Origin of the sequence: Frankia torreyi, from assembly GCF_000948395.1 — a bacterium.
Taxonomy (GTDB): domain Bacteria; phylum Actinomycetota; class Actinomycetes; order Frankiales; family Frankiaceae; genus Frankia; species Frankia torreyi.
Window position 1 is genome coordinate 19834 of record NZ_JYFN01000048.1, and the last position, 12514, is coordinate 32347.

Genomic DNA, 12514 nt, shown 5'->3' on the forward strand with positions numbered 1-12514 from the left:
GCGGGCACCCGGCAGGCAGACCGATCAGAAGGCCGAGCGGTGGTGGCCCCCGTCGACGGCGATGTAGTGCCCGGTCAGGTAGCCGGCCTGGCGCGAGCACAGGTAGACGATCGACGAGGCGATCTCCTCGGGCTCACCGAGCCGGGCGGCCGGCACCCCCGCGGTCTCGATCATCCACTCGCGGCGCGCGTCCGGCTCGGTCAGGCCCTCGTGGGTCGACAGGTACCAGTTGGTCGTCTTCGTCGCGATCCAGCCCGGGGCGATCGTGTTGATGGTGATGCCGTGGCGGGCGTACTCGTCGGCGACGCTCTTGAGCAGGCCGACGGTGGACGGCCGGGTGGCGTTGGCCACCGTGTGGGGTGGCTTGTTCTGCGGCTCCTTGGCCGTCGCCGAGCCGATGTGGACGTAGCGCCCGAAGCCGGCCTCCTGCATCCCCGGCAGGACCGCGTGCAGCATGTGCACCTGGCTGAGCGTGTAGGTCCGGTAGGAGTCGACGTAGTCCTCCGCCCGGGTGATCTCGGCGAAGAAGCCGCGCACGTGGAAGTCGGCCTGGGTGACCACGATGAGCGGGGGCCCGAGGCGCTCGGTGACCTCGGCGACGGCCGAGGTGATGCCCTCGGCGGTGCTCATGTCCGCCGACACCCCGACCGCCTCGCCACCAGCCTGCGCGATGGACGCGACGGCCGAGTCGATGTGGCGCTGCGTGCGGGCGACGACGGCGACGCGGCTGCCCTCCGCGGCGAGCATCCTCGACACCTCGAGCCCGATCCCCTTGCTGCCACCGACGACGAGCGCCACCCGGTCACGAATGCCAAGGTCCACTGTTCTGCCTCTCCCACCGGGACGGTTCCAGCCTGCCGCCGTGCCCGCGCACACCGGCCGGGAACGGCGTTCCCATCCTGGCACGTGCGCCAACCGGGCGCCCGCAACGGTGATCACAACAGCTCATTGACAACACAACGTGACCTAAGCCACAATCGCGGCCGGACGTCAGCCGGCTTCGACCGACCGACCTCCGAGCGGCCACGCGTCCGACGGACTCGACGGCCCGTCGCCCGTCGCGGGGCTCGGCTCCCGCACCACCACCCCAGGCCGGCCCCCGGGCACTTCCCGAACACCATGAGGAGTTCCAGCGTGCATATCTCCAGCTCGCGATTACCGCTTCGGCGCACGTGTCCGACCCGCTCCCGCGGGCACCTGTCCCGTTCGGGCGGGCGCGCCCGCGCCGGCCTGTCGGCCGTGGCGCTCGCCGTGGCGGTCGCCACCGGCGTGGCGGCCTGCGGCGGCAGCAGCGGTGGCGGCAGCAGCACAGGCAGCACGGGCAGCACGGGCGGCACGGGCAGCACGACGAAGGCTGACAGCAGCCTGCTCGGCCCCGCCAAGGCCGCCACTGACACCCCGGTCAAGATCGGTTGGGTCAGCACCGGCCGGACGCAGGCCGTCGACACCTCCGGCGAGATCCGGGCCGCCCAGGCCGTGGTCGACTACGCCAACGCCCACCTCGGCGGCCTGCGCGGCCACAAGATCGAGCTCGTCACCTGCGAGGACAAGTCCGTCCCGGCCAACGCGCAGGCCTGCGGCAACCAGTTCCTGCGGGAGAAGGTCGCCGCGGTCGGGGCTGGCAGCCCCGGGCAGACCGACCCCTGGCTGAAGATCGTCGCGCCGGCGGGCATCCCGGTGGGCATGAACCTCGTCGCGACCCAGGCCACCCTGACGACGAAGAACGTGTTCATCTGGGGCAACCCCCTGGCCTCCTTCGGCACCCCGGCCGCCTTCGCCCGGGACAAGAAGCTCACCAGCGCCGCCGTGTTCGTCATCGACGTGCCCGCGGCCAGCGACCCGGCCAAGCAGCTCGTCCCGCCGTTCTTCGCCAACGCCGGGGCCAAGGCCGAGGTGATCGCGATCCCGCCGGGCACCGCCGACATGACCCCGCAGGTCCAGACCGCGCAGAAGAACAAGCCGGCGATGTATCACGTGATCGGCGACCCGACGTTCTGCGCCAGCGCCATCAAGGCGATCAAGGCCCTCGGCATCACCGCGCCGATCACCGCGCTGGACCGCTGCATCGGCGCCGACCACGGCGCGTCGATCCCCGGCGGCTTCGCCGGCGTCGACATCATCGCGCAGGCCAACGTCGACCCGTCCACCCCCGAGTTCAAGCTGTTCAACGCCGTGATCGGCGCCTACGGCAAGAACCTGAAGATCGACTCGATCAGCATGAGCGGCTACCAGGGCATGTTGAGCCTGGTGCGGGGCGTGAACTCGGTGCCCGGCACGGACGTCTCCTCCGCGGCCATCGCCACGGCGCTGCACACCATGCCGCCCACCACGTACGCGCTCGGCGGTGGCGCCGACTTCCAGTGCAACGGCAAGGCCAACTCGATCTCGCCGAACATCTGCTCCACCACCGGGTTCATCGCGGACGCCGACAAGCAGGGCACGCTGACGAACTTCCGCTCCCTCGACACCACGGGGATCTTCAAGCTCGGCGCGAGCTGACGGTCCCCGCCAAAGCGGGCAGCACACGCAGACGGGCGCTCCGGGGCCGCTGGCCCCGGAGCGCCTCTGCGTGCGCCCGGCTACCGCGAGGCGGCGGGCCGGGGCAGGCCGACGAGGTCCAGGACCAGCTCCGCGTAGGCGGCGACCTCGTCGGTGTCGGGCTGATGGTCGAGAGCGATCCAGGCCGCCTGGCGGCTCATGACCAGTTCGAACGCGGCGTCGGCGAGCAGTTCCGCCCGCGGCAGCTCGGCGCTGCGCAACGTCCGGGTCAGGGGCTGGCGCAGCGGGAAAGTCAGCGTGGCCTCGGCCTGCGGGAAGCGGTGCAGCAGGCGATAACGGTCCAGGGCGAGGGCGCGGATCGCCCGCGCCGCCTCGCCCCGAGCCAGCGACAGCAGCGCCACCGCCCAGGTGCGTACCGCCTCGACGGGCGGTCCGGCGGCGGCGACGCGGCGCTCCACCACCATGGCCGTGCGCCGCGTCGCCTCCTCGACCACGGCCAGGGTCAGCCCGTCCTTCGACCCGAACACCCGGTAGAAGGCGGCNTTGTGCCGCCCGGCGCGCGCCACGATCCGGCTCACCTGCAGGTCGACCGTGTCGGTCGCGGCGAGCAGGTCCAGCGCCGCGGCGATGAACGCCTGCCGCTCGCGCGCCAGGGCGGCGGGATCGTCGAGGTAGCGCAGCGGACTCGCCATCGGCGCTCCCTTCGTCGGCGCACAGCGGCATCTGTGGGCGCACGCCAGCAGCCGGACACGGCCCGTGGAACATCATTCTACGGCGTGTGGACGGCGGCCCGGCGACGTGCCCGCGAGGCGGACGTGAGGGATCCCCACGGTAGTTGACGCCACCGCCAACGGAAGGCCCCTGCGGACCGCCGGACCGCCCGGCCGGACGAGAGACTCTGCCGCCTCCCCGCTTGCACGGGGCATACGTCCTGTGTGCACGGCACGTCGACGCTCAGATTCCCTGCGCAGTCACCTGACCGGCGGACAGCAATCAGGTGACGGGTGCGTCAACATTGGGTACGCTGCCTCGCGCCCAACCGCAACACCGACGAGGGAGCGCGTCTCATGCCGCTGCAGGATCATCATCAGATCGTCTCGGTGGACGACCACCTCATCGAACATCCCCGCGTCTGGCAGGATCGGCTGCCGGCGGCGCTGCGCGAGCAGGGCCCGCGCATCGTCGAGCAGAACGGCAAGCACGTCTGGCACTACGACGGTTCGGTCTTCCCGACCGTCGGGCTCAACGCGGTCGCCGGCCGCCCGCCGCAGGAGTGGGGCATCGACCCGGTCCGCTACGAGGAGATGATCCCCGGCTGTTACGACCCGGTCGCCCGGGTCAAGGACATGGACCTCGACGGCATCCAGGCCGCCCTGTGCTTCCCGTCCTTCCCCGGCTTCGGCGGCGGCGTGTTCCAGCGGGCGCCCGACAAGGACCTCGCGCTGCTGTGCGTGCAGGCGTGGAACGACTTCCACATCGACGAGTGGTGCGCGGCCGCGCCGGACCGCTTCATCCCCCTCGCCCTGATCCCCACCTGGGACCCGCAGCTCGCCGCGGCGGAGATCCGCCGCACCGCCGCCAAGGGCGCCCGGACCATCTCCTTCCCCGACAGCCCCGTGCCGCTGGGGCTGCCGTCGTTCCACAACGCCGCCTGGGAGCCCGTGTGGGACGCCTGCGAGGAGACCGGCATGGTCATCTCGCTGCACTTCGGCTCGGGCAGCTACGTCCCCGGCTTCTCCTTCGCCGCCACCCGCGCCATTCCCGGTGAGGTCGTCCTGCCCGACGCGCCGTTCGCCGTCGCCATCACCATCTTCTCGACCAACCTCATGTGGTCGACCACCGACCTGCTGTTCTCCGGGATCCTCCAGAAGCACCCGAAGCTGCAGTTCTCCCTGGCCGAGGGCGGCATCGGCTGGATCCCCTACCTGCTCGAGCGCGCCGACTTCGTCTGGGAGCGCCACCGCTACTACCAGCCGATCGACTTCGACGCCCGCCCCTCCGACCTGTTCCGCGAGCACTTCTGGGGCTGCTTCATCGACGACGAGTTCGGCCTGGAGAACCGGCACAAGGTCGGCATCGACCGGATCATGCTGGAGATCGACTACCCGCACTCCGACTCGAACTGGCCGAACAGCCGCAAGCGTGCCGCCGAGGTCCTCGCGAACGTCCCCGACGACGAGGTCGTGAAGATCACCGAGACCAACGCCCGCACGATGCTCAACTTCCCGCGCACCTGAACTGACCGGGCACCTGAACTGACCGGGCACCTGAACTGAACCGTCAGGACGTGCCGGTGGTCGCGGCGCCGGGGTAGAGCGCGGAGGTCAGCAGCTCGGACTCGGCGTCGCGCCACCGCGTCCAGGACCGCTCGTCGTCGAAGTCGAGGCCCAGGGCGTGTTCCAGCATCGGGCCGAGCAGGACCGGAGCGAAGCCGAGGATGAACAGCATCGCCGCCTCGGCGCGCAGGTCCGTCGACGGTCGGGCCTTGCCCAGGCGTTCGCGGTGGGCGAGTTCCTCGGCGGACAGGTCCACCGCCCGGCGGAACCAGTCCAGGCCGTCGGGCTGGCCGTCGAGCAGCATCCGGCGGACGTAGGCGCCGAGCAGCGGCACCTCCGCGACCATCCGCTCGAAGCGGACGAGCCGGCGTTGCAGCGCCTGCGCCGGGTCGCCGCCGCGATCGGGTTCGCGGGTGTTGCGGTGCAGGTACTCGACGATCCACGTCGAGATCGCGTCGATGACCCCCTGCTTCGAACCGAAGTGGTGGATCACCAGGGCCGGTGAGACGCCGGCGCGCTGGGCGATCGCGCGGACGGTCGTCGAGTGCACGCCCCGCTCGGCGACCAGGGCGAAGGCCGCCGCCCGGATGCGCGCCTTCGCGGTGAGATCCTCCGGCCCGGTCAGGTGCGTCGACATCGCCATCCCCCTCCATGGTGAACAGATGTTCAGCATAGGGTCGCGCAGACGAGAGGAGTCCCGAGGTGGCCGACACCGGTGCAGCGACGCCGACGACGGTGGCACGGAACAAGGCGGCGGTGCGGGCGTTCTTCGACCGGATGAACGCCGGCGACGTGGCCGGCGCCTTCGACCTGCTCACCGACGACGCCGCCTGGTTCAGCCTGTCGACGCGGCGGTTCTCCGACCGCGACCAGATGCGCGCGTCGATCGACTGGGTCAACACCGAGCTGCTGCGGGCGCCGATCCAGCAGACCGTCACGACGCTCACCGCCGAGGACGACCGGGTCGCCGCCCTCACCGAGGGCCACGCGGTCACCGTCGCCGGCAAGCACTACGACCAGGCATACCACTTCCTGTTCGAGTTCTCGGGCGAGCGCATCAGCCGGCTGTGGGAGTTCAACGACACCTACCACTCCCGGACGGTCTTCGCGCTGAGCGAGGCCGGCGACCTGCCGCGGACCGACCCCGCCTGATCACGGCGCCGGGTGCTCCCGGACCGCCCCCGCGGCGAGGAGCTCGGCGATGCGACTGTCGGAGTAGCCCAGGCCCGCGAGGATCCGGCGGGTGCCCGCCCCCGGGGGCGGAGCCGCCGCGGTGATCTCGACCGGGTTGCCGGACCAGTCGGCGTAGCGGCGCACGACCGTGCACGGGCCGACGTCCGGTTCGTCGATGCGGGTGAGGATGCCCGCCGCGGCGAACCAGGGATCGGTCAGGAAGCCGCCGCGGTCGAGGACGGGGGCGGCCGGCACGCCCGCGGCGGCGAGCAGGTCGGCGGCCTCGGCGCTGGTCAGGCCGGCGAGCGCCGCGGTGATCCGGTCGGCCGCCGGGCCCGCGGCCGGCGCCCGCAGCAGCGCCACGGCACCGGCCTCCCCTCCCACGCCGGCCTCGCGCCCCACGTCTGCGAGGTCGAGTGCGGCCACGAGGGCGGCGGCGTGCTCGGGCGTCGTGGCGGCGACGGCGACCCAGCCCTCCTTGCACGGGTGCAGCCGGTGCACCGCGGTGTCGCCGACGTACTCGTGGCCGCCCACCGCCGGCGCGGGCCGCCCGGCGTGGCGGACGAACTCCCCGGCCTGCATCATCACCGAGGAGTTCACCATCGTGGTGACGACCTCCTGCCCGAGCCCGTCGCGCCGCCGGGCGTACAGCGCGGCGAGGATGCCGAAGGCGACCAGCGACCCGGTGCCGATGTCGTGCACGAGCATGGCGCTCTGGCAGGGCGCGCCGGCGCCGCCCTGGGCGGTGATGAGCCCGGAGCGGGCTTGCAGCAGCGGATCGAACGCAGGGGTGGCGCTCAGCGGGTTGCCGGTGCCCCAGGCGGTGACCGTGCCGCGCACGAGCCGCGGGTTGATCGCGGCGAGGGTGGCGTGGTCGGTACCGATGCGCTCGCGTACCCCCGGGCGCACGTTGTCGAGCAGGACGTCGGCGCTGCGCACCAGGTCGTGGAACGTCTCCCGGCCCTCGGGGGTCTTCAGGTCGACCACGATGTCGTCCTGACCTTTGTGGAAGGCGAGGAAGGAGACGGTGTAGATCCGGTAGGGGTCGCCGCCGGGCCCCTCGACCTTGATGACCTCGGCGCCGTAGTCGGCCAGCAGCGTCGAGCCGAACGGCCCGGCGACGAAGCTGCCCAGGTCGAGCACGCGCAGCCCGGCCAGCGGCGCCGCCGGCTCCCCCGCCACCGCGGCCGCCGGCTCCTCTCCCCCCGCGGCAGGGCGCGGATCGGTCCAGACCGCCGCGGCGTCGACGAACGCCTGCGCGCCCGGCAGGTGCGAGAACGTCCCCGGGGTGCGGCTCAACCGGATCGGATCGCCGGGGATCTCCACCGGGCCGAGCTCGGGATGGACGTGCACCCGGCGCATCCCGTTCGACGCGACGACCTCGCCCGCCCACCACTCGTCGCGGGTCTGCGCCGGGGCGTTGGGCACCCCGGCGTCGGTCAGCAGCCGCTCCCAGTGGGCCAGCGGCCGCTCGGCGAACCTCGCCGCAAAGCGTTCGACGACCGGGGCGCCGACACCGGGGCGCAGCATGTTCAGCATCGAGCCGTCCACGCCCGGCATGGTCAGCACCTCGAACAGGTCGAGCACGTCGAGCGCGGTGAGGAAAAGCGGCTCGGTGAGCGCGCCGAGGTAGAGCCAGCGGTCGTCGGAACAGCGGTAGAGCCGGTAGTTCGGCGACGAGCCACCGCCCCCCGGCTGGCTCGCGCGGATGATCCCCTCGGCGTCGGTGAGGCTCGCGGCCTGCATCGCCGCCGTCGCGTGCAGCCCGCTGACCAGCACCGCCCGCCCGCGGCCGGCACCCCCGCGGGCGGCATCCCCGCGGGCGGCATCCCCGCGGCCGGCACCGTCGCGGCCGGCACCGTCGCGGCCCAGCAGGGCGGCCGCGGCGGCGGTCGCGCCGAGGATGGCCTGGCCATAGGCGGCGATCGGGGTGACCAGCGCGAGTGGGTGACCGTCGTAGGAGCCGTGCTCACCGGAGGCGCTGGACACGGCGTCGGCGAGCAGCGGATCGGCCGGCAGTCGGCCCCACGGCGCCGCCGGGGCGAGCAGCGGCAGCCACAGGTGGATCAGGTCCGGATGCGCCGCGCGCACACCGTCCGGGTCGAGGCCGTCGCGGTCGAGGTCGTCGGGAGTGCCGTCGACGACGAGCACGTCGGCGGCGGCGAGCAGGCGGCGAAGCTGCGCCGCCCCGGCGGGGGTTGTCCGGTCGAGGGCGCACAGCCACTTGTTCCGGTCCCAGCACAGCGCACCCGGGCCGCCGTCGAGCGGGCCGCGCCCCGGCGAGAGTAATCGCACGACGTCGGCGCCCTGGTCGGCGAGGTACATCGCGGCCATCGCGCCCGCGATCCCCCCGCTCGCGTCGAGGACCCGCACGCCGTCATACGCGCCACTCATCCCGCACCCCTCCCGCCGAGGTCGCGCTGCCGTCCACACCTCCCGGTCCCCGGCTGCATCTCGGACCCGACGACAGCGGTGGGCGCCGGATCGACCAGGACGGCGAGCATCCACGTCCACCCTAATCCGTGTATTCCTGCAGCTCAGCCAGTTCTAGACACATCGTGTACGCAGCATCCGCGCTGCCACGGCGTGGGCCAGGACTTCGTCCCCCGGTGCGGGACTCGGCTGTATTGCTGCGGCTGCGGCGATCTTGGTGTTCCGCGGAACCGCGTCGCGGTCATCGCGCCTGCGGCGCAGGGCGGGCGCATGAGCCTTCCCTGCATCCGTCGCGGACCACCTGACAGCCGCCGCCACGGCCCGCGTGCTGAGGCCAGGAAAACGGTCCGCGTCAGAAGGCGAGCTGGAGCTGGCGCTTGAGGACCTTGCCCATGGAGTTGCGGGGGAGCTCGGCGACCAGTTCGAGCTGCTCAGGGATCTTGTAGGGGGCGAGGCCCTCGGCGCGGCAGAACGCCACGAGCGCCGCGAGCGTCGGCGCCGGCTGGTCGGGGTCGGGCACGACGACGGCGACGGCGCGCTCCCCCGTGCGGGCGTCGGGCAGCCCGACGACGGCGACCTCGGCGACCGCCGGATGGCGCAGCACGACCGCCTCGACCTCCAGCGCCGAGATGTTCTCGGCATTGCGGATGATGATGTCCTTCAGCCGCCCGGTCAGGTGCAGCCAGCCGTCGACGTCGACATAGCCGAGGTCGCCGCTGCGCAGGTAGCCGGCCTCGTCGAAGGCCCCCGCGTCGAGGGCGGGATCGGTGTAGCCGGCGAAGAGCTGCGGGCCGCGCAGGCGCAGCTCGCCCTCCTCCCCGGGTGCGGCGGGCGTGTCGTCGGCGCGCACGACCCGCACGCTGACCCCCGGCGCCGGGCGGCCGGCGGTGCGTTCCATCCGCTCGTCCGGGGACCCGGGCGCGGCGTAACCGACGACGGGATGCTCGGTGAGGCCCCAGCCGTTGCAGATCCCGGCCCCGCCGAGCTCGGCGCGGATCCGCGTGTGCAGGCCCGGCTCGTTCGGCGCCCCGCCCGAGACGCACAGCCGCAGCCGGGGGAACAGCGGCTCGTCGCCGTGGCGGCGCTGCGCGTCGAGGTAGGCGTGGAAGAACGGCGCGGCGCTGCCGAGCATCGTCACGCCGTGGCGGGCGAGCATCTCCGGGGTGGCCTCCCGGTCGAAGGTCTCCACGAGCACGCCGGAGCACCCGACCCGCGCCATGAGACCCAGCATCCCCGGGCCGCCGATGTGCGCCAGCGGGAACGGGATGGACGCGACGTCGGCCTCGGTGAATCCGAGCTGGTAGACCATCCCGTTGGAGCTGGCGAGCACCGAACGGTCGGTGTGCCGCACGCCCTTGGGCACGCCCGTGGTGCCCGAGGTGTAGAACACCCAGCGCACCGCGTCACCGTCGGCGTCCACGGCCACGGCCACGGCCCCGGCCAGGGGCGGGAGCACGGCCGGGTCGCCCAGCGGCAACCCGATCGGGATCCCCGCCTCCCCGGCCTCCTCTTCCCCGGCCTCCCCTCCCCCGACCGACGTGGCGGGATCGCAGACGAGGACGCGGGCGTCGTGGCGGGCGGCGACCTTCTCCGCCATCGTCCGATGGTCGAATCGGCGGAAGACCTCGGGGACGACGATCCAGCGCGCCCTGAGCTGGCCGACGATGAAGTCGACCTCGGCCTCGCGCAGGACCGGGATGAGCGGGTTCTGTACCGCGCCGAGGCGGGCCAGCGCCGACATGAGCACGGCGGCCTCGATCGTCGTCGGGAGCTGCCAGCTCACCGTCTCCCCCGGGCGCACCCCCAGCTCCCACAGCCCGGCGGCGACCCGCTCGGCGACGTCGCGGAACTGCCGGAAGGTCAGCCGCCGCCCGCCGGCGTCGACGAGCATCGCCAGATCCGGGGTCGCCCGCGCCCGGCGCTCGATCAGCTCCCACCAGGTGACGGCGTCATTGATGACCGAAACCGGAACCGGCACGCGAAGCACCCCTCGGACTCGATGCGGCGCGGCCGGCGGAACCGACGCAGACGAGATCCCCGAATGACCGAGGAATCCCGGCGCAGGATACGGAGGACACTTCTTCGCCGCGCGTAGAACGATATTCTATGAAGCCGTCGCAACCATCGTCAATGACGGGACGCCGCGAAGCGGCCCGCTCACTCGACGTGCGTCAGACCCGGCGGAAGACGGCGCGGGCGACGCTGACGACGCGGTCCCCTCGCCCCTCATCGCGCAGCGTCAGCTGCGTCGCGATCCGCTCGGAGCGCCCGCTGACCACCTCGGCCTCGGCCCGGAACGGCCCGGCGACGCCGGGGCGGATGAACATGACGATCCAGCTGTCGACCTGCAGTGCGTCGGTGCCGGCGTGCGCGGCGGCGGCGTCCGTCGCCGCGGCCTCGAGGACGATGTTGATCGGCCCGAGGTGCAGCGCGGCGTGCGGCGAGGACAGCTCCGGGGTGACCTCGGGCAGCCGCCAGACCCCGTCGTCCCCGCGGCGCGCCCCGAAGACCTGGTGCAGCGGCGGCAGCGACGGGGAGTCCACCACTGGGACCGGGGGGTTGGAGACCTTCTGGTAGTCCTCGGGGACGTCGCCGAGGCTCACCCCGGTCCCGCACGACACGGCGATCACCCGGCTCGGGTCGTCGGCGTCGACCGTCAGTGACCGGCTGAAACCCATGGAGCGGCCGAGGTGGATGACGTCGCGGTGCACGACGACACCGCGGACGTCGCGGGCGCTGTCGAGGATGTCGTAGGACATCACCACCGGCGCCGGCACGCACTGGCTGTCCAACCAGTAGGGCTCGGGCGAGGCGATGCACAGCGGCGCCGCCATGATGCCGCCGGTCGAGTTGCGCATGTCGTGGCGCAGCGGCATCGTCTCCCGCTCGACTTCGCTGTCGAGATCGGGGCTCAGCTTTCCCAGATAACGGTAGCTGAGCAGGGCCGTCCAGGCCTCCTCGAACTGCTTCCAGTGTTCTTCCGGGGTGACTTCACGAATATCCCTGACCATTCCTGGACGGTACTACAGGGATACCGGGCGAACCGCCCCGGAATTCTTTCCGAGCGCGGCGGCCAGCGCCTCGACGTCGCCGAGCGAGCGCAGCAGGTCGTTGAGATGGGTGCAGGTGGAGATGCCGCGGAACGCGCCGCCGACCAGCCCGCGCACGGCGCGGACGTCGGTACCGACGAGGCGGTCCGCGCTCGCGCCGGCCAGCGGGCACTCGACCCAGGGCAGGACCCGCGGCTGCGCGGCGACCGTCACGACGGTGAACGTCGCGGCGTCGATCCCGGCGCTCAGGCCGTACTCGTGGACGACGGTCTCGTCGCCGTCGGAGTCGACGTAGGTGTCGCGGAACATCGCGTCGACGTCGAGCAGCCCGTCGTGGACGGTGAGGTCGAGCCGCCGGCGGCGGCGCACCCCGTGCACGCCCAGCGGCGCCAGCTCGTGCCAGGCGGCCGGGTCGTCGGGGTCGGCGAGGTCGGGGGCGACGGGGCCGGCCATCGGCGGCAGGCCGCCGGCGCGGCGCAGGGAGACCATCATCGTGCCGTCGGAACGCCAGCCGGAGCAGATGTCGGCCTGGGCCATCCCGCCCGGATGCGGCCCGTTCTCGCCGGGCTCCACCGCCCAGGCGTACCCGGAGATGATGACCGCGCCGGGCACGTCGTCGAGCAGCAGGTGCCCCAGGGACGACCCCTCGGCGGGCAGGGCGGCGGCGATGGCCTTGCGGAACCCGCCGGGCACGCTCGCGCCGACGAGCGCCTCGGCGCCGGGCAGGGGCGGGTCGGCGGTGACGCGGGCGACGGCGGGGCGCGCCGTGCGGTCGATCTCGACCTCGACGGCCGCGTGGGCCAGCTCGAACCCGGTCCCGGCGGGGTCGGTGAGCAGGTCGCGGCCCCGCCCGCGCAGCACCAGCGGGCCGCTCAGCTCGCGGCCGCCGACGATGTCGACGGTGCTGGTGCGCCGGATCGAACCCGGTCGGCGCCGGGGGGTCGCCGCCGCCGGAATGCGCGGACCATGGCCGGGATGACCTGCTCGGATCATCGCCACTCCCCCGTGTCAGATCGGGCCCGGGTCGGGCCGGGTGGAACGTGGTGCGGCCACGAGGTCGCCACCGCCGGGCCAGGCCGGCTG

The 12514-nt window shown here is 73.0% G+C and carries 10 protein-coding genes and 1 pseudogene; 3 read left to right on the plus strand and 8 right to left on the minus strand.

From position 1 onward, the window contains the following. Positions 1-24 precede the first annotated feature (24 nt). Positions 25-822: an SDR family oxidoreductase gene (locus tag FF36_RS23295; RefSeq protein ID WP_044887286.1), complete on the minus strand. Its 798-nt coding sequence runs from the start codon at positions 820-822 to the stop codon at positions 25-27. Positions 823-1134: 312 nt separating this feature from the next. On the opposite strand from FF36_RS23295, the gene FF36_RS23300 reads away from it, so the two are divergent. Next, entirely contained in the window at positions 1135-2499 is a 1365-nt protein-coding gene (locus tag FF36_RS23300; protein ID WP_044887287.1) for an ABC transporter substrate-binding protein, read from the plus strand. An 80-nt stretch (positions 2500-2579) separates the two neighbouring features. Here FF36_RS23300 and FF36_RS23305 read toward each other — a convergent pair. Beyond that, positions 2580-3041: transcriptional regulator (locus FF36_RS23305; protein WP_242422774.1), on the minus strand; the 462-nt coding region annotated here is incomplete at its 5' end. A 1-nt stretch (position 3042) separates the two neighbouring features. Then, positions 3043-3191 (minus strand): annotated as a pseudogene (locus FF36_RS38830) (TetR family transcriptional regulator); the annotation flags it as partial. Between the two features lie 375 nt (positions 3192-3566). Between FF36_RS38830 and FF36_RS23310 the strand changes: the two are divergent. Further along, entirely contained in the window at positions 3567-4736 is a 1170-nt protein-coding gene (locus tag FF36_RS23310) for an amidohydrolase family protein (RefSeq protein ID WP_044887289.1), read from the plus strand. Positions 4737-4779: 43 nt separating this feature from the next. Here FF36_RS23310 and FF36_RS23315 read toward each other — a convergent pair whose 3' ends face one another. Then, positions 4780-5412: a TetR/AcrR family transcriptional regulator gene (locus FF36_RS23315; RefSeq protein ID WP_044887313.1), complete on the minus strand. Its 633-nt coding sequence runs from the start codon at positions 5410-5412 to the stop codon at positions 4780-4782. A gap of 65 nt (positions 5413-5477) precedes the next feature. On the opposite strand from FF36_RS23315, the gene FF36_RS23320 reads away from it, so the two are divergent. Then, positions 5478-5927, plus strand: coding sequence for a nuclear transport factor 2 family protein (locus tag FF36_RS23320; protein ID WP_236706020.1), 450 nt, complete (start codon positions 5478-5480; stop codon positions 5925-5927). Here the strand turns inward: FF36_RS23320 and FF36_RS23325 are convergent, their stop codons facing one another. From FF36_RS23325 to FF36_RS23340, 4 genes are all read right to left on the minus strand, one after another. Then, on the minus strand, positions 5928-8342 hold the full coding sequence (locus FF36_RS23325) for a CoA transferase (RefSeq protein ID WP_044887290.1): 2415 nt from the start codon (positions 8340-8342) through the stop codon (positions 5928-5930). Positions 8343-8733: 391 nt separating this feature from the next. After that, positions 8734-10359: a class I adenylate-forming enzyme family protein gene (locus FF36_RS23330; RefSeq protein ID WP_082122162.1), complete on the minus strand. Its 1626-nt coding sequence runs from the start codon at positions 10357-10359 to the stop codon at positions 8734-8736. Positions 10360-10552: 193 nt separating this feature from the next. After that, positions 10553-11392, minus strand: coding sequence for a hotdog family protein (locus FF36_RS23335; protein ID WP_044887291.1), 840 nt, complete (start codon positions 11390-11392; stop codon positions 10553-10555). Positions 11393-11404: 12 nt separating this feature from the next. Continuing rightward, positions 11405-12424: a DUF2889 domain-containing protein gene (locus FF36_RS23340; RefSeq protein WP_044887316.1), complete on the minus strand. Its 1020-nt coding sequence runs from the start codon at positions 12422-12424 to the stop codon at positions 11405-11407. Between the last annotated feature and the right edge of the window lie 90 nt (positions 12425-12514).

Bases quoted from the DNA above. Each gene is read 5' to 3' on its own strand.
- FF36_RS23335 (WP_044887291.1), bottom strand. From the start codon at position 11,392: ATGGTCAGGGATATTCGTGAAGTCACCCCGGAAGAACACTGGAAGCAG.
- FF36_RS23340 (WP_044887316.1), bottom strand. From the start codon at position 12,424: ATGATCCGAGCAGGTCATCCCGGCCATGGTCCGCGCATTCCGGCGGCG.
- FF36_RS23315 (WP_044887313.1), bottom strand. From the start codon at position 5,412: ATGTCGACGCACCTGACCGGGCCGGAGGATCTCACCGCGAAGGCGCGC.
- FF36_RS23310 (WP_044887289.1), top strand. From the start codon at position 3,567: ATGCCGCTGCAGGATCATCATCAGATCGTCTCGGTGGACGACCACCTC.
- FF36_RS23325 (WP_044887290.1), bottom strand. From the start codon at position 8,342: ATGAGTGGCGCGTATGACGGCGTGCGGGTCCTCGACGCGAGCGGGGGG.